Genomic DNA, 24,625 nt, shown 5'->3' with positions numbered 1-24,625 from the left:
TTTATACGAAATAAAGTTCGTTATTTTGGTAGGCTTTCTTTGCTACCGATAAAATCTTATCAATATCACTATTAGATAAAGCGCTATTTAAAGATAAACGTAAGATGTTTTTATTATCTGGCGTGGCTGGTGTACAGAAAACAGAACCGAATACGCCGTGGTCTTCAAAAAAATCTCTTACCTTACGTGTATTGGTTTTTTCAGCGGTTTCTAAGCTAATTATCTGAGATTCACTACGAATGTTATAGCCAATATTCGCTAGACCTTCACGGACTTGCTCTGAACACTCCATAAGACGCCTGCGGGATTGATCACTTTCCTTAATGACACTTAATGTGGCATCGATTCTATCTAGCTCGAACGACATCATGGCTGAGCTGAAGATGGAAGGAAATGAAACGTATGGGACTACTTGACCAGTTAAGTTATTACACCATACTGCACCAGCGCGATAAGCAAATGTTTTTGCTAGGCTGGCTGTCATGAAGTCGACTTGATCAGTGAGGCCGAGCTCTTGAAGCAATCCGGCACCTTTAGGGCCGTAAACACCGACCGAGTGGGACTCATCGACCACTATCGCACAATCTAGCTCTTTGGCTAAAGCGACCATTTCCTGAAGCGGTGCAATGGTGCCAATCGTACTGTATATGGAGTCGATTAAAACCACACCTGGACCATTACGTTTGATTAAACGTCTAAGGTGCTTGGCATTGTTATGCATAAAGGGGTGGATATTGGCACCTGCAATGCGAGCCCCTTCCCAAAGTGACATATGGGCAAAGAAGTCGATGTACACATTGGTTTGTGAATCACAGATGGTTTGAAGTAGGCCGATGTTGGCAATCCAACCCGATGGGGCAATGGTACAAGTTTGAAACCCAGTGTATTCTGCAAGATTGTGCTCAACCGTTTTATCTAGTCCATCACTGTGCAAAAACACATTAGACATAAATGCCGTGTCTTTCTTGGAGAGCAATGAATTAACTTGAGCGTCTATGATTTTAGGGTGATGGGTTAGGGCAAGGTAGTCATTGCTTTGCAAAATGATATCACCTGGGTGCGGCTTCTTACCTAAAACTAGGTTTCTACCATTATCTTTTTTATTTATTAGGTCAGAAACATAGTAGTTGATTCGTCTGTCGATAAACTCGGGCAGGCGAGATCGCGTTGTTAACATATTCATAATACATAGCCTTAAGTTATTAGTCGTAAGCGCCAGCTGACTAACTATGTATAAATATGGTTGAATAATAAATCTAATATAAAATGTGATTTTCTTGCGTATACTAACAGATAAAATTATAATCAATGGTATATTGACTAAGAATAATTACCCTGACGGGGATTTATCTTAATAAATAATTCGTTAATTACTTGTCTCTCACACTTTAATTATTACGAGTTTGTTTTATCTCCGAAGTAAAAACTTCCGGCCAATACATTTTTAAATACCCTGCAGCAACCCAAGCGACTAAACCTGTTGCTACCGATAACTCAATCAGTCCAAAGTTATGTAACCAATGCCAATGCGGGTGATTTTCGGCAAAAAATGACGTGAGGCGATGCATGGCAATAGCGCTGATAACTGACGGGAAGGTCACTGCAGCGATTGATGGTTGAAATTGCAGCCTCATCAATCTTATATAGCAAAGGTAAATAAGCAATGTCATGGTGATGGCAATACCTGCTAGAGCGCCAGTTAAGATAGGATCTGGCTGCTCAAAGTTGACCAAATAGGTGGCTAACGTGAGGTTTATTGGTGCAGCCATGATTGCCAGTGTGGGCTTAGCTCTTTTAGGTAACATTCCCTCAAATACCAGTCTATAAAGTACCAATGGCAGCATAAAGAAATAGATGGTGATGCAAATACTCACCAAGGTCTCAGAGAATACCGTGTGACCAAATTGAGTACCTGCGAGAGAGCTGCTAATGACGCCAACTGGATAAAGAAACCAACTTGGTACAATGTTGCTCATCTTGAAGTTCTTCAACTGAAATGTGAAGAATAAGAGCATCATGGTTAGGTGCAAGAGCAATGCGGCAAACCATAATGGGTAGGCAATAATCGGTGAAATTACGGCTAAATAGTCGCATAGGATCAGCAGTGCCATGCTCATTGGTGCCATTAGGCTACCGCTCAGTGGGTGGCGGATGTCGTTCATAAAGGTGCTGTAACTAGTTAGATATTTAACTAGCACGGGAAACAGCAGAATTGCGCCTAAGCCAGCGAGATAAGGTCTAATGACCTCGCCAACTTCTGGGACATAGAGTGCCCATGCATGGCCGAGTCCGATAACACCTAATGCTAATGAGGCCTGTGAAGGCGGGACACTCTGAAATTGAGTAAAGCGTCTCCAGTTCAACGACGTTTTCCTTATACGGCTTTCGGCAATCCTAGATTTAGGAAATTGCCGATATCTTTTACTGATGCGGGGTTAATTGCCGCGATCATAGCAAGCCAAACGGTTGCGACGCAAATCTCATTCGGTATCTGATGGGAGATCTTTCTGTCTCAACTTCTCATTTTTTAGGGTTCGATGAAGCAGTTGACTATAGATTGGCTGTCCACCAAGCAGTTGTGCAAAAATCACCGCGCCTAAACTGGTAATGATGAGAGGAAGTATAAGGTAATAGTTATTGGTCATCTCTATAACTAACAAGATTCCGGTTATCGGAGCGCGAACAGTAGCCGCAAACAAAGCCCCCATTCCAGCAATGGCAAACATGCCGGGAGTAATATTGAGATCCGGTAAAAGACCCTGTGCAATCAAGCCAAACGCATAACCGAATAAAGTGCCTAAAGCCAACATCGGAGCAAAGATACCGCCCGGAGCACCAGAACCAAAACAGATAAGTGTGGTAGCAATACGAGCAACAAATAGCAGGAGAAGTATTTGCGCGCTATAGCCCCCGTTGGTAATCGTTGGGATGAGACCGATCCCGCCACCGGTAACGGAAGGGAAATAGAGCAACATGATTCCAAAGCAGCCACCGATTAAAGATCCAGTGATCAAGTAACGTTTTCTGTCGTTGCGATGAAGTTTCACAAACAGATCTTGAGATAGAGTGACGAGCTGGTTGAAGACGACACCAAATATCCCAAATAGGGCACCTAAAAGAAGAAACAGCCACAGAGTAGGAAGCTCGGGCGCTTCATACTGCGGCATGGTGATCACCGCGTGTTGACCGTTAATGTAGCGAAAGACAATGTTGGCGGAGATAGCCGAAATGATTACTGCTCGAATAGAGATCAAGGAGTAGCGAAACTGAGGGCGCATCTCTTCGACAACAAACATGATGCCTGCCAGCGGAGCATTGAATGCTGCTGCTAAACCGCCTGCAGCACCTGATGCAAGCAGCGAGTGGCGAGTATCATCATCTTTAACTTTGAAGATATCAGTCACCATGCGCCCAATAGCGCCGCCCATTTGTACTGTCGGTCCTTCGCGACCTAAAACCATACCCGAGCCAAGTGCGCCCATACCACCAAAGAATTTAACCGGAATGACGCGCCACCAACGAACTGGGCGGATTCCATCCATCGCACCTTCTATCTCTGGTATACCAGAGCCTGCGGCTTCGGGCGCAAAGCGATGAACGAGGTAATAGCCAATGAAAGCAAGAGCGGCACTAATGAGAAATGCCGCTAACCAAAGAGGTAACACGCCACCGATTTCGTTTTTTAACCAATCCGTACGAGTTTCAGAAACAAAGTGAACCGCGATTTCAAAATAGGTGCCGACCAGTCCGGCAAGAATGCCAACCACCAAAGAAAGCGCCAAGACAGATATAGGCGTTTTATCCTTTGAGAGAAATTGATTTACCGCATCCTTGGGTACTTTGGCGAGTAAGGATTGCTTAAATTTTTCTCTCTTGGTCATGAAAGTGGGACTCCCGTTGAATCGGCATATCGATAGGTGTAGTAAGAATTATACCGCTGAGAAATGCTAACTATAGCAATAAGAATGGAATATTGATTTTCAAATATGAGATGAAAGGACAGGTTGATATTCTGCGAGGATAATTACTGGATGAAAATCACAATATCAGCATAAGCATGGGGGCTACGACCTTGCATAATCACTGATTTGAACCATAGTTAAAAGGTAAGGCAAATTGAATCGACCCGCATGGAGGAAATGTCGCCTTACCTACAATTTGGATGGATTCAACCGTAAAATTGAAAGCCTCGTTTTTTATCAGGTCGCAACATAATGACCTCCTGATTCGCAAACTCACGATTGAGTAACGAGGGATAGGGCGCACTTAATGGTGCGCCTCTTGTCGTTTGGAGGGTGAGTTATTGTTCGAGATTGGAGATTTGTTTTAAAACACCTTCCAGTTGGTCCCAAGGCAGTAGTTGGTTGTCGATCACTTCTAAACGGCTCTCAAACCCTTCTAGAGACATCTCGTTGACCGATACAACGCCATTGCTAACATTGAAAGCAAAACAACCATTTGTGGTATTTAACACCCCTTTAACCCGTTCAGCGGTGAGATCAGAAAGCACAGAAAACAGCTCGTCAAAGTTGAAAACCACTTCCGCACCAAAAATCCATCCACAGCTAAAGTAACCTTGGCCTTTGTTTTCTTTGCGCACATAAGTTTGATCGGGCGCTAGAGCGAACTGAGTTTCTAACTCTGCGTGCTCATGGTGATGCGTGGCGACTTCGGTTGCGACAGAATGCTCACGGCGTGGAGAATCTAATAGTTCGATCGGAAAATTGCCCTGTTTTACTAACTGGCTGAACACTTTTGGTGGCGTTTGATCGGTTACCCAATCATTGAATGCATCAACATCGCTGACATGACACTGATCGACTTTGTTACCAATGACAATATCTGAGATCGCCAGCTGGTCAGTGAAGTTTTGATTTTGCAGGTACTTCTCTTTGGTTAGATTTCTAGGGTCGACTAGACCGATCGTCGCTCTTAAATCGATATAGTCTGAAAACTGACTAGAGGTTAGTGTCGCTAATACTTTATGTGCGTGCCCCAAACCCGTTGGCTCAACAATCAATCTGTCTGGGTTTGTTCTTAAAAGCGCAGTAATCGCGACCGACATAGGGACACCCGCCGCGCAGCACATGCAGCCGCCAGGTACTTCTTTAATTAGAGCACCTTGATCGGTCAACATAGCACCATCGATGCCAATTTCACCAAACTCGTTGACGAGCACTGCCCAGCGTTCGCCTTCAGGTTTTTCTTTAAGAAGATTAAGGATAGCGGTTGTTTTACCCGTGCCTAGGAAACCAGTGATGATATTAGTTGGTATGCTCATCAAAAATACTCTCTTGCTCTTTTTGTTACACTATAACAATAGGCCACAAAAAAGGGCAGTGTAATCACTGCCCTTAGTCAAATTAGCGTTTGTTTTTAAGGTACCGCTTGCGACGTTCTTCTTTCTTCTTCGCTTTCTCTTCTGCTTTTCGCGCTGCTTCTAGTTCAACTTCGATAAGCTCTTGAGTAATCATCTCAGGTAGCTCAAGCGTGATTTGTCCAAGTATTCCGTTACGTAACTCGTGGAGAAGAATTTCCGAACACTTATGCAAGTCTACTCGGCCACCTGAACGCAATGCACCGCGTCTGCGACCAATCTCTTCCATTAGCTCGATATCACTTTCTGGCAGCTCTTCAATCTCATAACGTGCTTGCAAGCGTTGTGGGTAAGCTTTCGCTAGGTACTCAACCGTATAGAAAGCGACTTCATCATATTCCATCGCGGTATCTTTTACTGCGCCAGTGGCAGCAAGGCGGAACCCACTGTGTGGATTTTCAACTTTCGGCCACAGTATTCCCGGTGTGTCAGAAAGCACGATACCATTTTGCAAGTTAATGCGTTGCTGACGACGCGTTACCGCTGGTTGGTTACCAGTGACAGCGATAGTACGACCAGCCAAAGAGTTGATAATGGTCGATTTACCCACATTTGGGATACCCATGATCATGGTGCGAATGTTTTTACCAATTTCTTCACGGTGCGGTGCAAGTTTGCGAACCAACTCCATGATCTTCTGCACTTCTTGTGGCTGAGAGGTGGTAATAGCAATTGCTTTTACGTTGTGTTCTTTCTCAAAATGGTCAATCCAAAGTTGAGTCAATTCAGGATCGGCAAGATCGCGTTTATTAAGCACTTTTACAACTGGCTTATCACCCTTTAACTCAGCAATCATAGGGTTTTCGCTACTAAAAGGGATACGAGCGTCAAGCACCTCAATAATCACATCAATTTGAGGGATCGCTTCAGCAATCTCTTTTTGAGCCTTGTGCATATGGCCCGGAAACCATTGGATAGACATAGAACTAACCTTGAAATTCAAACTTGGCACAATTGTAAGGGGAATTGAGGGAGAGTAAAGGGTAAAGTCAAATTAGAGACTATCTAGAAGACTAAGCGAGCTAATATTAGCTCGCTTTTTCTATTAACACTTTTCAATTTACGCTTGCGCGACTTCTTCACTTGTTGGCAACAGCATAGTTGCAAGTTCAGTAACGGCTTCAACTACCGGTGGGAACAGCTCTTTAGCGACATCAGTTTCGCTGCGCGTTTGAGCCCAACCAAGATAGACGATACCGCGAATTAAGAGGAACCACGGCAGTAACTCTTTTTGTTGCTCAGAAAGTTCCCGTACCGACTTTTATCCGCTAAGAAAGTCTGACACGATGTTATCGCCGAGGTGGGCGCTGCGCAGGAAGTTGTTCATTTTGATCCTAAACGTGAGATAGGGCATTGCGCGGCAACCTTCTCAATTGGCTGAGCCCTTTTTGCAAATAGAGTGAATTTGTCTTAACGTAAGTGTCTTCATTTGACTTGCTGCTTTCTAAATTAAATGTAAGAAAAAATGAATTAGAATAGCAAGTTAGAGGGCATTTACGGAAAAGGTACCGCATGCAAAATCGAGGCATAATCCGCAGAGAAAAATTGCGCGCAGCCGCAAGGCAACTTCTTAACGAGCGCGACATTAGTGAAGTGACTTTCGCTGATATTGCTGCTACGGCAGGTGTACCTAAAAGTTCGTCGTATCACTTTTATGCAAACTGCGATGATCTCTACGCTGAACTAGCAAGCTACTATGGCGTCGAGCTATTGGGCCTGCTCAGTGCAAAACCTGAACGTGACCTTGTCACTAAATGGCACGATATAGTCGATATATTAATCGAGCGCGCGATGCAGTTCTATCGTAGCGAAGCTGCAGCTCGCCAACTGTTTATTTCAGGCAAAACATCGCCAATTATCAAACAAAAAGACCGCTCCAATGACAGTTTAATCGCAAAAGCCCTTTTGGAAATGTTCAATCACTACTTCGACGTTCCAGACTTTGCGATGCGAGATGAAGTGTTCTTTATTTGGGTTGAGCTTGTCGATACGGTGTTTATTGTTTCGCAGATGAAACACGGTGACATTACCGCTGAATACGCAGATGAAGCGAGACGAGTTGCCAAGTCTTATCTAGGTACCTACTTACCAGCCGATTTGCCTCTAAAAGCTGAAGAAGCCTAGATCAACGATTTGAGTGGTAACTGACTAACGGCTACCACTTAAATATGTGTTCGGACAAAAATCTACTTGTCGGTACATCGACTAGTGAAATAGTTCAAAATTTTGCAGTTTGGTTAAATTTATATTTTGTCATAATTTATCTTATTGCTTATATTTCCGTGCTACATAATTAATACAAAAGTACTAGATTGATGTCAGCCCAACCATCTTCCGCACGTGAAACGCTATTAGAAAGCCAAGATCAACTTGTTTCTACCACCGATCTAAAAGGTGTGATCACCTACAGTAACGAAGCCTTTGCTCGTGTTGCTGAATACTCTCAACAAGAATTGTTAGGTCAGCACCACAATATCGTTAGACACGGCGACATGCCGAAGGCTGCTTTCGCTGATATGTGGCGAAACCTAAAGCAAGGAAAGGCGTGGCGTGGCATCGTAAAGAATCGTACTAAGTCAAATGGTTACTATTGGGTTGATGCGTATGTCACTCCCATCTATCAAGATAACGAAATCGTTGGTTATCAGTCGGTACGTGTCAAACCTAAGCGCGAATGGGTCGATATCGCAGATAAAGCTTACAAGGGGCTTCTGAAAGCTGAAAAGTCGGGCAGAGCGTGGTCACTTAAGATCAGTGACACGGTTCGTTATGCGGTGCTTCTTGGTGCTCTAGGCGCGCCATTAGCCTCTAGCGTGATGGGCTTGCAAGGGGTACCGAGTTTTCTGCTGAGTCTGGCGCCAGTCGCGGTGATCTTAGCGTTGTTTAGACAGGAGCTGATCGATACGCCAAAACAACTTAGTAAGCTCCAAACTGAATATGACAGCGTTAGCCGTTTAGTCTTTTCGGGAAGTAAGAAGTTTTCTGTCGCCGACTTCCACCTCAAGCTGTCGTCTGCGCGAATCCGTACAGTACTCGGGCGGATGAGTGATTCGGCTAAACCACTTCAAGATCTTGCCGACAATTTAAGTGCGACTTCTTATCAAGTAACAGAAGCTCTCGACCAACAGACCAAGGATATTCTGCAAGTGCGTGAAGCGACAGAGGAAGTTGAGCTGACCGCCAATGAAGTTTCATCGAGCACGCAAGATGCTCATCAGATAGTCGATGTGACGTTGAAAACCTGTGCCGGTGCAAAACAGAGCATCAATCAAACGCATCACAACCTAACTAACTTAAGTGTACAGGCAGAAAAGGCGACACAGACAACCTACCAGTTGAGTGAGCAAGCTCAAAACGTCAGTAAGATGATGGAAGAAATCGGTGGCATCGCCGAGCAAACCAACCTGTTGGCCCTTAATGCAGCAATTGAAGCGGCGCGAGCGGGTGAACAAGGCCGAGGCTTTGCTGTGGTTGCGGATGAAGTTCGCGCACTTTCTGGGCGCACATCCAATGCGACCGTTCAAATTAAGGACAGCATTGATGCCATGTTGGGCACTATTGAAAGTTGGCAAAAAGATATCTTAGCTAACCAAGAGCAAACCAACGCGTGTAGCGATGTAGCGAGTGTGAGTGCTGAGAAATTGTCTGAGGTGGAAGAACTCATGACGTCGATGAATCATTTAATGCAGTCGGTTGAAAGCTCAGCAAATAAGCAGCGTGAACTGTCGAGTGAAGTGAATTTGCATATTCAATCTATTGCCTCAACCTCAGAGCAAAATCTCGCGGCAACTCGTGCTGTAAAAGAACACTCTAATGAGCTTAAAGAGCAGGTGGACGAGTTCCATCAACTAGCTAAACGCTTTGAAGATAAATCATAATTCGCTCTGATTGAAATCGCCCTCTAACTTAGTGAGGGCGAATTTTTTTGCTTCACAGAAAGAACTTTCCCTACCTATACTTATCCAAGTAGTTGAATTATTAATACTAATTAATACTATAGTTATTAGATTAACTTGGATGACCATGGAAGGAAGAGCATATGAAGATGCTGTCTCGCTTTGTACTTAGTGGATTGATTGCCGCGAGTACAAGCTTTGGGGCTTACGCCGACGTTATAGAAACGACGACTCTGGTTGGGTTTGGAAACGCAAAATACCCAGAAAATTTTGCTCACTTCGATTACGTCAACCCTGATGCGCCCAAATACGGCAAAGTGACATATGGTCAAATGGGGACTTACGATAACTTCAATCGATATGCGTCGCGCGGAGTGGCAGCAGCAGGAAGCGGTCAGCTTTACGATACACTGATGTATTCTCCTAGCGATGAGATTGATGCCTACTATCCGCTGATTGCGAGTAAGGCGCGCTATTCAGATGATTTCATGTGGTTAGAGCTCGACATTAATCCTAAAGCACGATTTCAAGATGGTGAGCCTATTACGGCTCATGATGTCGCCTTTACCTTCGAAAAATTCATGACCGAGGGTGTACCTCAGTACCGCTCTTACTACAAAGCCATTAAATCTGTCACCGCCAAGTCTGATCATGTTGTACGTATAGAGATGTCTGAGCCAGATAGAGAGAAACTGTTTAGTTTCGCTCAGTCCACTCGTGTGCTTCCTAAGCATTTCTGGCAAGACAAAAAATTCTCTGAACCCCTCAATGAGCCACCAGTAGGCAGCAGCGCTTATAAGGTCACCGACTACAAGCCAGGGCAGAGCGTGACCTATACATTAGACAAAGACTATTGGGCCAAAGACCTTCCGGTGAATGTGGGTCGTAATAACTTTGAACAGGTTCAATATGACTACTACCGCGATGACACGGTTATGCTTGAGGCTTTTAAAGCGGGTGAGTTTGATATCCGTATTGAGAGCGAACCGAAATTCTGGGAGAACTCATACACAGGCTCGAACTTTGATAAGGGGTACATCAAAAAAGAAGTCATCCCCCATTCACAGCCTCAGCAAGCTAATGGTTTTGTGTTCAATATTCAAACCGAGGTATTTAAAGATCCTAAAGTTCGAGAAGCTATTACCTACGCACTCGATTTTGAATGGATGAATAAGAACCTTTTCTACAACGAAAACAGCCGTACACGCAGTTACTTTCAGAACACAAATTATGAGTCAGTAGGATTGCCTTCAGACGCTGAAAAAGCGGTATTGGAGCCGATAAAGGATAAGATCCCTCCCCGTGTATTTACCGAAGAGTACCAACCACCTAAAACAGATGGCTCGGGTCGCATTCGTAGCCAAATGCGCACAGCGTTTAAGCTGTTTAAAGAGGCTGGATGGGAGCTGAAAAACAAAGTAATGACCAACACCAAAACCGGTGAAGCGATGAGCTTTGAGCTACTTATCTTTAATCCGAATGTAGAAACTTACGCGATCCCATTTCAGAAGAATCTTAAGTTAATGGGGATTGATATGAAGCTTCGCACGGTGGATCGTACTCAGTACATCAAGCGCCTGCGTGATCGCGATTTTGATATGGTCTCTTCACGTTTCTTTGCCAACGCTTATCCTAGCTCTAGCTTAATGATTGTTTGGAACTCAAAGTTCATTGACTCGACCTACAACACTGCGGGCGTCATTGACCCAGCAGTCGATTACCTGACTCAAGAGATTGCCGATAATCAGCAGAACCCTGATAAGTTACTCGCGTTAGGGCGTGCGTTCGACAGGGTGCTTCAGTGGAACTTCTACATGGTTCCTCAGTGGCATTACAGCAACTACCGCGTCGCGACATGGGACAAGTTTGAGCGACCAGATATTCGACCAGAGTATGACTTAGGTGTCGATACTTGGTGGGTATCTAAAGAGAAAGCTGCCAAGCTTCCAGAAAAACGACGTTAATTGAGGCATTGATGGCTGCATATATTTTTCGACGACTGCTGTTAGTCATACCCACTTTGTGGGCGATTATCACCATTAACTTCTTCATTATTCAGGTGGCTCCGGGTGGGCCAGTTGAACAAGCCATTGCGCAAATGGAGGGGTTAGAGTCTGGTTTGATGAGCCGCTTCACTGGGGGAGGTAACTCAGCTGACACGGCTGTCGTGGAGGAGGCCTCTTCTACGGGCTATAAAGGCTCGCGAGGCTTAGACCCAGAAGTTGTCGAAGAAATTAAAAAGCAGTTCGGCTTTGATAAACCTATCCATGAACGCTATTTCGATATGTTGAAAAACTATGTGACTTTCAACTTCGGCGATAGCTTGTTCAAGGGCGGTAGCGTGATTGATCTAATTGTTGAGCGATTGCCAGTCTCTATCTCCCTTGGTTTATGGAGTACGTTGATCATCTATCTGATTTCAATTCCACTGGGGATTTTGAAAGCGATTCATCATGGCAGTCGATTTGATATTTGGTCTAGCGCAGTCGTCATCGTCGGATATGCGATTCCAGGCTTTTTGTTTGCCATCATCCTGATTATTGTGTTTGCCAGCGGTAACTATTTTAGTTGGTTCCCGCTGCGTGGTTTGGTCTCAAGTAATTTCGAACAGCTCAACTGGTATCAGCAAATCATCGATTACTTTTGGCATTTAGCCTTGCCGATCCTCGCCATGGTTATAGGCGGTTTTGCGACATTAAGTATGCTGACGAAAAACTCCTTCCTTGATGAGATCAACAAGCAATACGTGGTTACCGCGCGAGCAAAAGGACTTGATGAGCGAGACATTCTTTACAAGCACGTTTTCCGCAATGCGATGTTGATTATTATCGCAGGCTTTCCAGCTGCGTTTATCAGCATCTTCTTCACTGGCTCAATGTTGATTGAGGTGATGTTCTCTTTAGAAGGGATCGGCCTGCTCGGCTTTGAGTCAACCATACAACGCGACTATCCAGTCGTGTTCAGCTCACTCTATATCATGACGCTTCTTGGCCTGATTTTGAGCATAATTTCAGACCTTACCTATACCTGGGTAGATCCACGAATTGATTTTGAGGCGCGTTAATGTTGTTGAAAAAAAAGCGAACTAATCCTCTTAATGAAGCGCGTTGGCTCAGGTTTAAAGCCAACAAGCGTGGCTTTTGGTCTATGTGGATTTTCGGGCTGTTGTTCATCGTTAGCTTGTTTGCTGAGCTTATCGCTAATGACAAACCGTTGCTGGTGGAGTTTGATAGCCAGTGGTATTTCCCGATTGCTACTCAGTATGCGGAAACTGAGTTTGGCGGTGAGTTTGAAACCGAGGCAGACTATACCGATCCTTATGTGATCGAGTTAATCGAAGAAAAGGGTTACATCGTCTGGCCGTTAATTCGATTTAGCTACGATACCATTAACTTCAATATCGGCGGTGCTGTGCCTTCACCTCCGGACAATGTCAATTGGCTAGGGACTGATGACAAAGGCCGAGACGTATTGGCGCGGGTCATCTACGGCTTTCGTATTTCGGTCCTGTTTGGCTTTGTTTTAACCATAGTTTCGAGTGTCATAGGTGTGGCAGTCGGCGCTACTCAAGGTTATTACGGTGGCTGGTTAGATTTGTTTGGTCAACGCTTTATCGAAGTGTGGTCGGGTATGCCGACACTTTTCTTGCTCATCATATTATCCAGTTTTGTCGAGCCCAATTTCTGGTGGTTGCTCGGGATTATGGTGGCATTTAGCTGGATGAGCTTGGTTGGGATAGTGCGCGCCGAGTTCTTACGCTGTCGTAACTTTGATTATGTGCGTGCCGCGCAGGCGATGGGTGTGGCAGATAAGCGCATTATGCTGCGTCACATGTTGCCCAATGCTATGGTTGCGTCTCTGACCATGATGCCTTTTATCCTTTCAGGTTCGGTAACAACACTAACTTCCCTAGACTTCTTAGGTTTTGGTTTACCCGCAGGCTCGCCTTCATTGGGTGAGTTACTCGCGCAAGGTAAAGCCAACTTGCAAGCGCCATGGCTTGGTTTTTCGGCATTCCTTGTTCTCTCTGTGATGTTAACTTTGTTGGTGTTTATCGGTGAAGCAGTCCGTGATGCCTTTGACCCTCACCACCAAGGAAGATAGCGATGTCTGAAACTGTACTTACAATTAATGGCTTATCTGTCGGGTTTGGTCGTAAGAGGCAAGTCGAACAGGTGACTAACGAGGTATCACTTTCGATTAAAAAAGGTGAGACGCTTGCCTTAGTGGGTGAAAGTGGCTCTGGTAAATCGGTAACAGCCAACTCGATTCTTAAGCTGCTCCCACAAGGCTCTTCTCACTACCTTTCAGGCAACATTGAGTTTGATGGCATCAATATTCTAGAATGTTCAGAGCGCCAGTTGAGAGGGATCCGCGGCGGAAGAATCGGCATGATTTTTCAAGAGCCAATGGTTTCGCTTAATCCGCTGCACAAGATAGGCAAACAACTGGTTGAAACATTAGCTATCCATAGAGGGATGCGCCAACGAGCTGCAGAAGCACTTGCTGTTGAGTGGTTGGGTAAGGTGGGCATTCGTAACCCTGAACACAAAGTTATGGCATATCCGCATGAACTGTCTGGGGGAGAGAGGCAAAGGGTAATGATTGCCATGGCACTGATTAACGAACCCGAGTTGTTAATCGCAGACGAACCGACGACAGCATTGGATGTCTCAGTACAGGCTCAGATACTCGATCTATTAAAGCAGCTACAACAAGAAATGGGCATGGCAATGCTGTTTATTACTCATGACTTGAGTATTGTAAAACGAATTGCTGATCGTGTATCCGTGATGCAAAACGGTAGTTTGGTTGAAACTGGCAGCTGTGAACAGATATTCAATTCCCCCGTCCATGAGTACACACAAAAGCTGATTAACTCAGACCCAAGGGGCTTGCCTGTCAAAATCAGTGAGCAAGCTTCCTCTTTACTTGATGTGAGTAACTTACGTGTTTGGTTCCCAATTACTGGTGGTATCTTCAAACGAGTGGTATCGCATATTAAAGCCGTCACTAATATGAACTTTGAGTTAAAGAAAGGGCACTCGATAGGTCTGGTGGGCGAGAGTGGTTCGGGTAAATCAACCACGGGAATGGCAATACTGCGTTTGGTCAAATCGGAAGGCTCTATCGCTTATCAAGACAACGAGCTTCAAGGTTTAGATAGAAAGGGTATGTTGCCTTATCGAAGCAAGATGCAGGTAGTGTTTCAAGATCCCTTCTCTGCGTTGAATCCTCGCATGTCGGTAGCGCAAGTGATTGGTGAAGGGTTGCGGGTACATCAGACGCTGAGCGAAGATGAAATAGACCAACGAATCTGCGATGTTATGGCAGAGGTCGACCTAGACCCAGAGACAAGACATCGCTACCCAAATGAGTTTTCTGGCGGACAAAGGCAGCGTATTGCAATCGCGCGGGCGTTAATCCTTAAACCAGAGTTTATTCTGTTAGATGAGCCAACCTCTTCTTTGGACAGGACGGTGCAAGCGCAAGTGCTCGATCTGCTGAAATCACTCCAAGAAAAGTATCAACTTACCTATTTGTTTATCAGTCATGATTTGAATGTAGTGCGCTCGTTGTGCCATTACACAATCGTAATGAAGCAAGGGGAAATCATCGAACAAGGTGAGACTCAGGAGTTGTTTAGTCGCCCGCAACAGCCTTATACGCGGCATCTAGTTAATCTTTCCTCTTTGTAATCACATAAAAACCAGTAGTGGGGTACACTACTGGTTTCAATATGATATTTATTTGGCTTGGTACAACTGGCTTATAAAGTAACGCTGCTGTCCGCTGACCAAGTCTTCTCAAATTCTTTACTTACATCGTACTCATTTAGGTGAGCGACGTGGAAGTTGAGCAAATCAAGATCGTATGATGGCTCTGTGTAGACATTACCTAAGCTGATCGCTTCAACTAGGCGGTCGGCTTGGTCTGCGGCATAGTGGTCGTTACCCAAGCGAGTTTTGCTTTTTAGTTGCTCGCGCAGCTCACTAACGACCATTTCGTATTCAACTTGAGTGAATCCAGCTGCAATCGCACGCTCAATTTCAGATTTCACTACGCTTTCTGTTGTCGACTTTTCATCGGCTGACATCTCCGTAATACGAATTTGTGAAAGCAGGCGGTGATCAAAAAGAACCTCGTTTTCGACAGAGACTTTTGCTTGAGAATTCTGCTGTTCTAGAGCGTTTTGAATGCGATGTTCTAGCATTTTGTTGGCCAAGGTAGTTAACAAGATCTCTTTGCGCTGCAGCTTACTGTCTTGCTCGTCTTGGAGTATTTTAAGCGTGCTTACTGACAAGCCAGTGTCGTTTGTTACGCTTGGCTTGAGATAAGCATTCAGAGTAATCTTGCTTGCTTCATCGGTTTGCTTAGATGTGCCCTTTGCCCATCCAGAAAACTGGCGTTGGATTAGCTTGGTTGTCTGTCTGGTGTTAACCCCACCAGTAACAATAACTGTCACGTTTTGTGGGACATAGAATTTTTGCTTGAACTCGTTGCCGTTTGCATTGGTCGCTAGGCTTTTCTGCATAGCGGCTAAGTTTGCCTCTATCGCACTCGCATCCGCGTGCAAAAGATCTAGGCTAAATACGGTTTGTTCGAGTTCAGTCGTGGCCTTCCAGTCACTGCTTTCTACGGTAGAACGTGCGGCTAGCTTGGCTGTTGAATCCTGATCATTAGTTTGCTGAGCGGTGCCTGAGCCAATCAGGATACGTAGCGAGACTTCATCAGAGCGACGAGTGGTCGGTAGGATAACAAAGCGTAAACCATTGTTTAGCTCAGCAACCATGGTATTGGTTGGCATCTGAATATCAGTATGCTCGAACCATAAGGCTGAGTTAGTTGAAGCTGAAACGACAGGCGAAAAAATTAGCGTTGCAGAGAGAGCTGCACCAATCAAGCTACGTACTGAATAAGACACTTTTTTACTCCAGAGGCAGAAACAACAGTTAGTTCCGTGTCCAGTAATAACGATTTTAGTTACGTTATCAGTGCTTTATCTATCCTTGATTGAGAAGCTAGGCTTCACCAAACACCGTTACCTGTAGCCGTAATTTTGGCGAGGTATATGAACTGGTTTATAAATTTGTGTGAATTCTCTACAACTAAAGTTAATTAGTCAAATGGAATGAGGAATTCGATGAATAAGTCTCGGATGTGAGACGGGGTTATATCTTGGTATAGTGGCTAGCGCTAGCAAGGGAAAGTGGCTTAGAGAACCAATAGCCTTGGAGGTAGGCGGCTCCCATATCAGTGAAGACACGTTGCATTGCGGCGTCTTCGATCCCTTCAATGACAATATCGATATTGTAGGCGTTACACAAATTGGTGATAAATGAGAGATATTCGAACGTGACCGGGTTTTCTAACGAACGCCAAGCAATCGACTTATCAATCTTAATTTGTGACAGCGGCAAATCAAAAAAACTGTTTAAGGAGCTGTAACCGGCGCCAAAGTCATCCAAAGAGAGCTGAAAGCCGAACTGCTTAAGTCGCATTAGCTGCGAAATCGCGTCTTTGTTGTCATCTAGTATGATGGTCTCAGTGAGTTCGAGCACAATTGAGTTCGCATTGACCCCAAACTCTTCGGTAATCTGCTTAACGTTGTCAGGAAACTGTTGACTGAGTAATTGCAGTACCGAAACGTTAACATTCACTTTAATCTCTTCAGTGTGCGTTTGTTGGTACTTGTTGATAAAGCAACACGCTTTTTCAAACACAAAGTAGCCTAATTCGCTTATCAGGCCTTTCTTCTCTGCCACTGAGATGAATTCATCTGGGTAAATCTCTCCTAATGTATCACTACGCCATCGAACTAGGCTCTCAAAACTCGCGACCTTATCTGATTTGCAACAGACAATAGGTTGAAACTTAACCGACAGGTGGCCGTTACGTATGGCATTGCCAAGCTCTTGGTCAATATAGAAGTGTCGATCGATTTGAGTTTTGGTTTTTCCTGCATAAATTCGCACAGAGTGTTCGGAATGCGCTGCAGCAAACTGACAGGTTTGAGCAGCGACACGTACAATTTCGTCGGTGCGACAATGTTCAGAGATGTTTGGGTAAATACCGATACTGATATCGTTGGCAAACAGGAAGTCGAGCGTCCGAATCGCGTCTTTATAGACCTTGGTTATGCGACGAGCGAGCTTGTTTAGAGCGAGTTCATCGAACTCACCGCGAACAATGATGGCGAAGTCGTGAGACTGAATACGGTACATGTCAACGAAGTGCTCGGGAAAGTCTCCGAGTACTTTTGTGAGGCGCGAGAGTAAATTACGCATCATTTGAGCGCCATATAATGACTGATACGAACGCGTAACACCGGGTTGGATGTACATGAGATGGTGCGCTTCTTCGTTCAGCACCTTAAGGTTATCGAGATCCATCGCTAACTTCTGCTCGTTAGCTAATCCAGAAGAGCCATCAGTTAACGATGTTTGCTGAACATAAGACTCCATCAGCTTTCTATCGGAGATATCACGATGGCAGCCAATCATAAATCTTTGGCCATTGACCGTCTTTGTTACGGCTGTGCCCTCAAGCCAAATGTATCGGCCGTTGGTACAACGAATGCGATATTGAGTGACAACGCGAGCACCATCTTGCTGAATATGCTCATCTACTTTTGCTCCGAATGCGATTTGGTCTTGTGGGTGCACAAGGTCAGTCCAGCTCTTTAGATCGGTATGTCCGGAGTCGATGCCAAAACGTGAGTAAAAAGAGGGATTGTAGAAGCAAACATACTCATTTCCCGACATATAGAAGATGCCATCGTTAAGCACATCAATCATATGACGGAAATGATTATCCATAAGATCGTCAAGTTCAGCGCCGGTAAGCCCTAGCACTGCGGATTCAATTTTATCTACCAGTTCATCATCCGTCCCGGATACTAGAGACAGTTTTGGTGGAGACACGACGTTGCCAATTGAATGATCCATTGAAAATCTATATACCTGATAACTCTGTGGTTTATCGTTGTTGTGTGATATTTCTAATTTTATTAATCACTTATTCTGTTAGTAATACAGGAATTGAGTTTTGATCTCTAGCATATCAATTGCATTATTTGTCAGTTGCATAAAAAATATTAACTGTAGCTCACAGAGTGACCAAAGTTGTTGATATATCACTTGATAAACAGACCACGATAACAGGGTATCCCTATGAGCAAAGGTGAAATTTGGCGCATTTTCTGACAACTTTGTGTGATGTTTTTCTAGTAAACATATGATTATAATATTTTATTCACTTTGTATGACGAATACGTTGCCAAGATAGAGCGTATTTACTGCCAGAAAAGTCAACTCACGGAATTGTTATGAAGTCACAGTTGGATCTCAATCTACTCAAGGTACTCCCTTTGTTAGAGAAGCATCGCCAATTAAAGCCAGTTGCTAAAGAGTTAGGTAAAACAGAAAGCGCTGTGAGTAAGTATTTAGCCAAGCTGAGAGAACAACTCGATGACCAGCTTTTTGTCCGTGGTGCTTTCGAGTTTGAGCCGACGGAATATACTCTGAATCTATTACCTAAAATCTCCAAAGGCCTCAATTTGATTGATGAGGCGGTGCAGCCTGCCGACTTTAATCCAATCACTTACGATAAGCCGATCGTCATCGCACTACCAAGTTTGGCGCAATATTTAATTGGTAAACCCTTGCTTTTGGACTTGCTAGAGACGTTTCCCAAAGCAGAAATCCAAATCACCACTTGGTCTGACTCTTCAGTTGAAAAGATTCACGAAGATGGTATTGATATTGGTGTTCAGTACTTTAACGATGAACAGGTTAAAACCATCTACCAGCATCACTTGGGAAGATACAAAGGGGCAATAGTGTGCTCGGATAAGTACCAAGATCGCACACTAGAAGAAAAGCTATCGATGCCTTATGTATTAATGGAAATGAAAGGTTGGCAAGATAAGAAAGCAGTTATCAAGCGGACACTAGAGTCGAATGGTATCAAGATCAACAAAGTGGCGACCGTAGATAATATGACTTGTCTGTTCGAAACCTTAAATGAGCTTGACTGTGCGACACTGTTGCCAGCAGCGAGCCACCTTAAACAACGCACTGACTACAATGTCACCGTGTTGCCTGAACACTTGCAATTAAAACAACCTTTATCAACAGTTGCTAACTATAAATTGGTCAATCATGACAACCCATTGCATAAGCTATTGGTACAGAAACTTAAGCAGCATTTGTTCTAGCCTCAGAAACATCTACATAGACATGTTGTTGGAGGTTCATCAGTTCAACAATGGAATCCACTTTGTATTTTTCGAGGATTCGCGATTTATAAGTACTAATGGTCTTTGAGCTTAACGACAATATTTCTGAGATCTTCTTGTTGCTGTAGCCTTTTACCAAGTAGTTGAACACAACCGTCTCGCGATTTGAAAGCGTGGTGTAACGCTGGCACTTTTCAAAGGTTTTACGTTTATATACCGAGTAACCACTTGCAACACGAGCAATGGCTTCACGGATGACGGGAGTGTCTTCACGCTTGGTGATGTATCCGTTTGCGCCGAGTTTACGTGCCGTTTCTGAGTACATTGGGTGATCGTTGTTTGAAATAAATAGCACTTGGCCTTTATAGCCATAGGCGCGAGCACGTCTTAAAAACTCAAATCCATCTGAGCCTTCTAGCTCTACATCCAATAATACTAAATCAATGCCGTACTTCTTTAATATGTTAATCCCGCATACCACTGTTGAAGCTTGGTACACGCAAGAGTGCATTAATCCATCATAGACAAATTGAGAAATGGCTTCGCGCATTATCGGCTGGCTATCTAGTACTAGAACATTGGTATCTCTGGTCATCACTACTTTCTCTTATTGGTTTATTTGGGACTAATGCGTCCTATGCGTTGTATTGAGATGTGCAATGTAAGGGATTCTCAAAGGAAAAGGGGGAAAGGCAAATTTTCCAGTGTGGAAAGTGTGTCAGGGGAGTGTAAGCCACGTCAGCTAGTTGTTATTTTGTATGTACTTGGACATGATCTTCTCAACGGTTCCATCTATCTGAAGTTGGTCTAAAGTTCGATTAAATTGCTTAACAAAATCTCCTTTGTAAGGGTATTTATCAGGTGATTTGTTGGTAAAGCCTAAGTAGCCCTGTTCGCCGCTTATTGAATTACCTAATGTTAACTGCCAGTTTGGTTTAACCGCGCCTTCTTTAGTCAATAGTTTGATTTCCCAAAGAATGGAGAGCCGATCATTGATGTAGCAGTCAATACGGTTTTTATACAAGTTAAGGAGGTTGGCTCGATTACCTTTGGCTTCTTTTAAGAAGATCTTTCCTTTCTTAACAGCTTCCCAGAATTCTGTTCCTCCAAGAGCAAAGGCTTCATTGATACCGACTGTTAGCCCAAAATAATCAGCAGGCCAGTGTTCTAGCCGTCGATTCTTTACACTATCTGGCTGGCAGTAAACCACGACCTCTTCATTCAAGATCGGAATTGAGTAGGGGGAGATATAAGGGCGCTTATCGATGTAGTAATAAGGAGGGTAAAGTGCAAACCCTTCTCCTACCTCTAGTAGCTTAAGCCCGCGTTTCCATGGGACTAAGGTGATTTTAACGCGATATTTGGGCATCTCTTCAAATACTGCTTGGAGTATCTCTGTGTAAATGCCTTTTGCTTGACCATTTTCTATGTAGCTGTAAGGGGGATAAGCATCGTCACCGTAGATAACAACGTTTGTGGGAGGATGATAAGCCATAGCGGCACTACTTAGCGGTATCAATAACGGCAGCAAAGACCATTTCACGACGTTGAACCTTATTTGTATCTTATACTTATTAATAACTTTAGTTTATTTATAGAGATATTGAGATTAGACTCTCTTTTTTGTTTAAGAAAGACCATAAGGCATCGTATGGACCAAGATTACGAACAGGGTGAAGAGATCGAAATCGAAGCGATTGGAATCGAAGTCTCGTCACAGCCAATAGAGTTGTATAAGGTATTCAAAATAGCCAACCTCGTTGGTGGTGGAGGTGAGGCGAAGCACCTTATTGCTGAAGGTTATGTCGCCGTGAATGGCGAATTGGAAACGCGTAAACGTCGTAAGCTTTACGATGGTGATTTTTTTGAATTTAACCAAGAATACTACGTTGTGGTGTGCGATGCGCCAGTGACAGAGCCTGAAGTAAAAGCTGAGAAGGTAGATAAACCGAGCAAGCCGGCGAATTCTAAAAATCGAAAGCCAGCAAAAGATAAGTCATCGCAACCGAAAAGCAAAGAATCTAATCCTGCCAAGAAGAAGGGCAATGGTCGTTCGACTATCGATTTTTTCTAAAATCTATTCATTTTAAAGGAGCTAACAGAGCTCCTTTATTTTACATCTGTTCTCTAACTCTCTCATTTATTACATAATTCTCAAAAGTGTAAATAACGTAAATTGCAGATGACATTGATACAAATCTAAATGATAATGGATTGCATTAGTAATTATGGAGTCAAACAATGAAGTTGTCTGCACTGGCATTAGCCACAGGATTGTTAGCATTTGGTGCTAACGCGAAAATGGTCGAAATTGAGCATGCACAAGGTACCACAAAATTAGAGTCGAACCCTGAAAGGGTTGTGGTTATTGGTTTGGGCGCGCTAGACACCGTTAAAGCATTTGGAATTGAGCCTGTCGCAGTGTCAACGGTCAGCATGTTTCCTGATTACTTGGCTGAATATCGCGATTACAAATTCATTTCAGCGGGCAGCCTGCACGAGCCAGACTTTGAAACCATCTATACTCAAAAACCTGACCTAATCATTGTCGGTTCTCGCGGCGCAGCGAAGTACAAAGAACTTGCAGAGATCGCCCCAACGATCGTGTTTGCTGCGGATTCAAAAAAAGGTTACTGGGAGAGCACTCAAGAGCAATGGCGTAATCTTGGTGAAGTCTTCGAGAAACAAGATTTTGTTGAGTCTAAGATCGAGCAGCTAGACAAAGAATTCAAATCAATCAGTGCTTCTAATGACAAGAACGATGTTGACGCTCTAACGGTAATGAGTGCGGGTGGTAACATTACGGCGTTTGGCGCGCAATCTCGTTTCTCCGCTATCTACAAAGACTTTGGCTTCAAAGAAACGGTAAAAGGGATCAAAGAGAGCCGTCACGGTGACCTTGTCTCTTATGAGTTCATTCGTGAAAAGAACCCATCAACCTTGCTGGTTATCGACAAAGATATTCTGATCAACAAAGGTAAAGGCAGCACAGTGAAGCGTGATTTCGAAAACGATTTGGTTAAAGCAACTGACGCTTACCAAAACAAGAAGTTAGCTTACTTAGACATCAACGCTTGGTACCTATCTATCGCAGGTATGCGTGCGACAGAGCAGATGATTGAAGATGTTAAATCAGCATCAGCAGTCAACTAACAGAACATAAGAATTATAAAAACTGGCCTCAAGCATTTTTGTGCTTGAGGCTTTTGTGCTAAAGAGAAAAGCAAGTGAAAAAGTTGTTGTTGGCGTTGATAGTATTGAGTATCGCGTCACTGTTTGTTGGAGTGGGGCAGCTAAATCTCGCTTCTTTAATTGCCGGTGATCTAAATAGCTGGCATCTATTCTGGACAAGTCGAATCCCTCGTCTTGTTGCCGTGTTGCTGGCGGGTGCAGGTTTAAGTATCGCTGGTCTGATTATGCAGCAAATTAGCCAAAACCGATTTGCGTCACCGTCGACCTCAGGCACCATCGAATGTGCCATGTTAGGTTATGTATTGAGCCTAGTACTATTCGGTAATGGCGCCCAGTTGTGGCTGATTTTCGGTGTATCTATGGCAGGTACATTGTTGTTTGTTCAGTTTATTAATCGCATCCAATTTAAAAACGCCATTTTTGTTCCTTTAGTGGGGATCATCTTTGGTAACGTCGTAGATTCTTTAGCAACATTCATCGCCTATAAATACGATGCGCTACAAAACCTCTCTAGCTGGACAGTGGCGAACTTCGCTAACTTGTTACAGGGTGACTACGAGTTACTCTACATCGCGATTCCAGTCGCCATTTTCAGTTATCTGTATGCTGCAAGGATCTCTGCGGTAGGGCTAGGTAAAGACTTTGCGACCAACCTCGGTTTGAACTATCAGCAGGTGTTAGTGATTGGTGTATTACTGGTGTCAGTGATGTCTGCGACTGTAGTGATGATTGTCGGTATGCTGCCATTTTTAGGCTTGATAGTACCTAACCTTGTGAGCCGATTCTTTGGTGACAACTTACGTAAAAACATCCCTCTAACTGCCATTCTCGGGGCGCTAATTGTTCTTTGTTGCGACTTGGCAGGACGCCTGATTATTTTCCCTTACGAGATCCCTATTTCTACCATTATCAGTATTCTTGGCGGAGCGGTGTTTATCTTCTTTATTCTTAAGGGGCAAAAGCATGCTTGATAGAACCAAACTTATCGGGCTGGCGATCATTGCACTCGTATTTTGCTTTCTGTTTATTGGTATTGGCCTGAATGCCGACAATTATCAGTATTTCCTGTCGCGTCGAGTACCTAAAGTGCTGGCTATGGTCATTGCGGGTATCGCGATTGGTCAATCAGCATTAGTGTTCCAGACGATTACTCACAACCGCATCCTTACACCAAGTATTATGGGCTTTGACTCCCTATACATGTTTACTCAAGTTTTGGTAGTGGTAATTTTTGGAGGCATGAGCAGCTTTGCCTTGAACGCATACTTCAACTTCAGTTTGTCTGTTGTGGTGATGCTTGGCTTTTCGCTCTTGCTATTTAGTTTCTATTTTAGAGGTGAGCGACAAAACCTGATGGTATTGCTCCTGCTTGGGGTCATCCTAGGGCAGCTGTTTGGTAGCATTTCGTCCTTTTTTGTAATGCTGATGGATCCAAATGACTTCGCGTCTGTTCAAGCGAATATGTTTGCCAGCTTTAACAACGTTAAGGTAGAGCTCGTTTACTACTGCGCTCCATTGTTACTGGCGATCAGTGCTGCTTTATACCGATTACACCGTGTTTTGGATGTGTTTTGGCTAGACAAAGACAACGCAACAAGCCTGGGTGTCGACGTGAAAAAAGTGACGCTGCAAGTCCTTGTATTAAGTGCTGCACTGATCGCGATTTCGACTGCCTTGATTGGCCCAATCATGTTCTTTGGCTTACTGGTCACCAACCTAGCGCGCGAATTGTTTAAGTCCTTCCAGCACCAAGTTCTGCTGGTGGGCGTCTCGTTACTTTCAGTTGCCTCATTACTGAGTGGTCAGTGGATAGTTGAAAACCTATTTGGTTTCTCAACCACGATCAGTGTGGTGATCAACTTCATTGGCGGTATTTACTTCTTAACCATGTTGCTGCGCAACAAAATCGTGTAGGTCTAT

General features: G+C 44.1%; 20 protein-coding genes. 11 read left to right on the top strand and 9 right to left on the bottom strand.

What is annotated here, in order from left to right:
- Position 1: 1 nt before the first annotated feature.
- From cqsA to ylqF, 5 genes are all read right to left on the bottom strand, one after another.
- Complete coding sequence (cqsA, locus tag LYZ37_RS20040; protein ID WP_272787317.1) at positions 2 to 1,183, bottom strand: alpha-hydroxyketone-type quorum-sensing autoinducer synthase; 1,182 nt, start codon at positions 1,181 to 1,183, stop codon at positions 2 to 4.
- Between the two features lie 205 nt (positions 1,184 to 1,388).
- Positions 1,389 to 2,363, bottom strand: coding sequence for a TDT family transporter (locus LYZ37_RS20035; protein ID WP_272787316.1), 975 nt, complete (start codon positions 2,361 to 2,363; stop codon positions 1,389 to 1,391).
- 117 nt (positions 2,364 to 2,480) lie between these two features.
- Positions 2,481 to 3,881: a H(+)/Cl(-) exchange transporter ClcA gene (clcA, locus tag LYZ37_RS20030; RefSeq protein ID WP_171323259.1), complete on the bottom strand. Its 1,401-nt coding sequence runs from the start codon at positions 3,879 to 3,881 to the stop codon at positions 2,481 to 2,483.
- Positions 3,882 to 4,300: 419 nt separating this feature from the next.
- The gene (locus LYZ37_RS20025; RefSeq protein ID WP_272787315.1) at positions 4,301 to 5,281 is read right to left on the bottom strand and encodes a CobW family GTP-binding protein; all 981 of its coding nucleotides are present in this window, start codon (positions 5,279 to 5,281) and stop codon (positions 4,301 to 4,303) included.
- Positions 5,282 to 5,363: 82 nt separating this feature from the next.
- A complete protein-coding gene (ylqF, locus tag LYZ37_RS20020) occupies positions 5,364 to 6,299 on the bottom strand; it encodes a ribosome biogenesis GTPase YlqF (RefSeq protein ID WP_272787314.1) in 936 nt (311 codons plus the stop codon).
- Between the two features lie 590 nt (positions 6,300 to 6,889).
- On the opposite strand from ylqF, the gene LYZ37_RS20015 reads away from it, so the two are divergent.
- The 6 genes from LYZ37_RS20015 (at position 6,890) to yejF (ending at position 14,972) form a co-directional block, all read left to right on the top strand.
- Complete coding sequence (locus tag LYZ37_RS20015; protein ID WP_272787313.1) at positions 6,890 to 7,501, top strand: TetR/AcrR family transcriptional regulator; 612 nt, start codon at positions 6,890 to 6,892, stop codon at positions 7,499 to 7,501.
- Positions 7,502 to 7,692: 191 nt separating this feature from the next.
- Complete coding sequence (locus LYZ37_RS20010; protein ID WP_272787312.1) at positions 7,693 to 9,255, top strand: methyl-accepting chemotaxis protein; 1,563 nt, start codon at positions 7,693 to 7,695, stop codon at positions 9,253 to 9,255.
- A gap of 167 nt (positions 9,256 to 9,422) precedes the next feature.
- Positions 9,423 to 11,237, top strand: a complete 1,815-nt coding sequence (locus LYZ37_RS20005; protein ID WP_420794641.1) for an extracellular solute-binding protein — start codon at positions 9,423 to 9,425, stop codon at positions 11,235 to 11,237.
- An 11-nt stretch (positions 11,238 to 11,248) separates the two neighbouring features.
- A complete protein-coding gene (locus LYZ37_RS20000) occupies positions 11,249 to 12,337 on the top strand; it encodes a microcin C ABC transporter permease YejB (RefSeq protein WP_004743357.1) in 1,089 nt (362 codons plus the stop codon).
- The gene (locus LYZ37_RS19995; RefSeq protein ID WP_069668155.1) at positions 12,337 to 13,377 is read left to right on the top strand and encodes an ABC transporter permease; all 1,041 of its coding nucleotides are present in this window, start codon (positions 12,337 to 12,339) and stop codon (positions 13,375 to 13,377) included. The genes LYZ37_RS20000 and LYZ37_RS19995 overlap by 1 nt, the downstream gene beginning before the upstream one ends.
- A 2-nt stretch (positions 13,378 to 13,379) precedes the next feature.
- The gene (gene yejF / locus LYZ37_RS19990) at positions 13,380 to 14,972 is read left to right on the top strand and encodes a microcin C ABC transporter ATP-binding protein YejF (protein ID WP_272787310.1); all 1,593 of its coding nucleotides are present in this window, start codon (positions 13,380 to 13,382) and stop codon (positions 14,970 to 14,972) included.
- A gap of 71 nt (positions 14,973 to 15,043) precedes the next feature.
- Here yejF and LYZ37_RS19985 read toward each other — a convergent pair whose 3' ends face one another.
- Positions 15,044 to 16,198 carry an insulinase family protein gene (locus LYZ37_RS19985; protein ID WP_272787309.1) on the bottom strand — a complete coding sequence of 385 codons (1,155 nt, stop codon included), beginning with the start codon at positions 16,196 to 16,198 and terminating at the stop codon, positions 15,044 to 15,046.
- A gap of 247 nt (positions 16,199 to 16,445) precedes the next feature.
- Entirely contained in the window at positions 16,446 to 18,221 is a 1,776-nt protein-coding gene (locus LYZ37_RS19980) for an EAL domain-containing protein (protein ID WP_272787308.1), read from the bottom strand.
- Positions 18,222 to 18,601: 380 nt separating this feature from the next.
- Between LYZ37_RS19980 and LYZ37_RS19975 the strand changes: the two genes are divergently transcribed.
- Positions 18,602 to 19,492, top strand: coding sequence for a LysR family transcriptional regulator (locus tag LYZ37_RS19975; protein ID WP_272787307.1), 891 nt, complete (start codon positions 18,602 to 18,604; stop codon positions 19,490 to 19,492).
- Here LYZ37_RS19975 and LYZ37_RS19970 read toward each other — a convergent pair.
- Positions 19,473 to 20,108: a response regulator transcription factor gene (locus LYZ37_RS19970; RefSeq protein WP_272788395.1), complete on the bottom strand. Its 636-nt coding sequence runs from the start codon at positions 20,106 to 20,108 to the stop codon at positions 19,473 to 19,475. The genes LYZ37_RS19975 and LYZ37_RS19970 overlap by 20 nt on opposite strands.
- A 147-nt stretch (positions 20,109 to 20,255) precedes the next feature.
- Positions 20,256 to 21,008: a substrate-binding periplasmic protein gene (locus LYZ37_RS19965; protein WP_272788394.1), complete on the bottom strand. Its 753-nt coding sequence runs from the start codon at positions 21,006 to 21,008 to the stop codon at positions 20,256 to 20,258.
- A gap of 156 nt (positions 21,009 to 21,164) precedes the next feature.
- Between LYZ37_RS19965 and LYZ37_RS19960 the strand changes: the two genes are divergently transcribed.
- The 4 genes from LYZ37_RS19960 to vctG all read left to right on the top strand — a co-directional run bounded on the left by LYZ37_RS19960 (position 21,165) and on the right by vctG (position 24,619).
- On the top strand, positions 21,165 to 21,587 hold the full coding sequence (locus tag LYZ37_RS19960) for an RNA-binding S4 domain-containing protein (protein ID WP_272787306.1): 423 nt from the start codon (positions 21,165 to 21,167) through the stop codon (positions 21,585 to 21,587).
- Between the two features lie 167 nt (positions 21,588 to 21,754).
- Complete coding sequence (locus LYZ37_RS19955; protein WP_272787305.1) at positions 21,755 to 22,666, top strand: siderophore ABC transporter substrate-binding protein; 912 nt, start codon at positions 21,755 to 21,757, stop codon at positions 22,664 to 22,666.
- Positions 22,667 to 22,740: 74 nt separating this feature from the next.
- The gene (gene vctD / locus LYZ37_RS19950) at positions 22,741 to 23,676 is read left to right on the top strand and encodes an iron chelate uptake ABC transporter permease subunit VctD (RefSeq protein WP_272787304.1); all 936 of its coding nucleotides are present in this window, start codon (positions 22,741 to 22,743) and stop codon (positions 23,674 to 23,676) included.
- A complete protein-coding gene (gene vctG / locus LYZ37_RS19945) occupies positions 23,669 to 24,619 on the top strand; it encodes an iron chelate uptake ABC transporter permease subunit VctG (RefSeq protein ID WP_171323295.1) in 951 nt (316 codons plus the stop codon). Before vctD ends, vctG begins: the two co-directional genes overlap by 8 nt.
- The last annotated feature ends 6 nt before the right edge of the window (positions 24,620 to 24,625 follow it).

This window comes from Vibrio tubiashii (assembly GCF_028551255.1).
Taxonomy (GTDB): Bacteria; Pseudomonadota; Gammaproteobacteria; order Enterobacterales; family Vibrionaceae; genus Vibrio; species Vibrio tubiashii_B.
Note: the sequence above shows the minus strand (reverse complement) of the source record. Positions and strands in the feature narration are given on the sequence as shown.

Excerpts from the sequence above, each read along its gene's own strand:
- cqsA (WP_272787317.1), bottom strand. The coding sequence starts at position 1,183 with ATGAATATGTTAACAACGCGATCTCGCCTGCCCGAGTTTATCGACAGA.
- LYZ37_RS20010 (WP_272787312.1), top strand. The coding sequence starts at position 7,693 with ATGTCAGCCCAACCATCTTCCGCACGTGAAACGCTATTAGAAAGCCAA.
- LYZ37_RS19980 (WP_272787308.1), bottom strand. The coding sequence starts at position 18,221 with ATGGATCATTCAATTGGCAACGTCGTGTCTCCACCAAAACTGTCTCTA.
- LYZ37_RS19995 (WP_069668155.1), top strand. The coding sequence starts at position 12,337 with ATGTTGTTGAAAAAAAAGCGAACTAATCCTCTTAATGAAGCGCGTTGG.
- LYZ37_RS19965 (WP_272788394.1), bottom strand. The coding sequence starts at position 21,008 with ATGGCTTATCATCCTCCCACAAACGTTGTTATCTACGGTGACGATGCT.
- LYZ37_RS20005 (WP_420794641.1), top strand. The coding sequence starts at position 9,423 with ATGCTGTCTCGCTTTGTACTTAGTGGATTGATTGCCGCGAGTACAAGC.
- LYZ37_RS20025 (WP_272787315.1), bottom strand. The coding sequence starts at position 5,281 with ATGAGCATACCAACTAATATCATCACTGGTTTCCTAGGCACGGGTAAA.
- vctG (WP_171323295.1), top strand. The coding sequence starts at position 23,669 with ATGCTTGATAGAACCAAACTTATCGGGCTGGCGATCATTGCACTCGTA.
- LYZ37_RS19975 (WP_272787307.1), top strand. The coding sequence starts at position 18,602 with ATGAAGTCACAGTTGGATCTCAATCTACTCAAGGTACTCCCTTTGTTA.
- LYZ37_RS19960 (WP_272787306.1), top strand. The coding sequence starts at position 21,165 with ATGGACCAAGATTACGAACAGGGTGAAGAGATCGAAATCGAAGCGATT.
- ylqF (WP_272787314.1), bottom strand. The coding sequence starts at position 6,299 with ATGTCTATCCAATGGTTTCCGGGCCATATGCACAAGGCTCAAAAAGAG.
- LYZ37_RS20015 (WP_272787313.1), top strand. The coding sequence starts at position 6,890 with ATGCAAAATCGAGGCATAATCCGCAGAGAAAAATTGCGCGCAGCCGCA.
- LYZ37_RS20000 (WP_004743357.1), top strand. The coding sequence starts at position 11,249 with ATGGCTGCATATATTTTTCGACGACTGCTGTTAGTCATACCCACTTTG.
- LYZ37_RS19970 (WP_272788395.1), bottom strand. The coding sequence starts at position 20,108 with ATGACCAGAGATACCAATGTTCTAGTACTAGATAGCCAGCCGATAATG.
- LYZ37_RS19955 (WP_272787305.1), top strand. The coding sequence starts at position 21,755 with ATGAAGTTGTCTGCACTGGCATTAGCCACAGGATTGTTAGCATTTGGT.
- clcA (WP_171323259.1), bottom strand. The coding sequence starts at position 3,881 with ATGACCAAGAGAGAAAAATTTAAGCAATCCTTACTCGCCAAAGTACCC.
- yejF (WP_272787310.1), top strand. The coding sequence starts at position 13,380 with ATGTCTGAAACTGTACTTACAATTAATGGCTTATCTGTCGGGTTTGGT.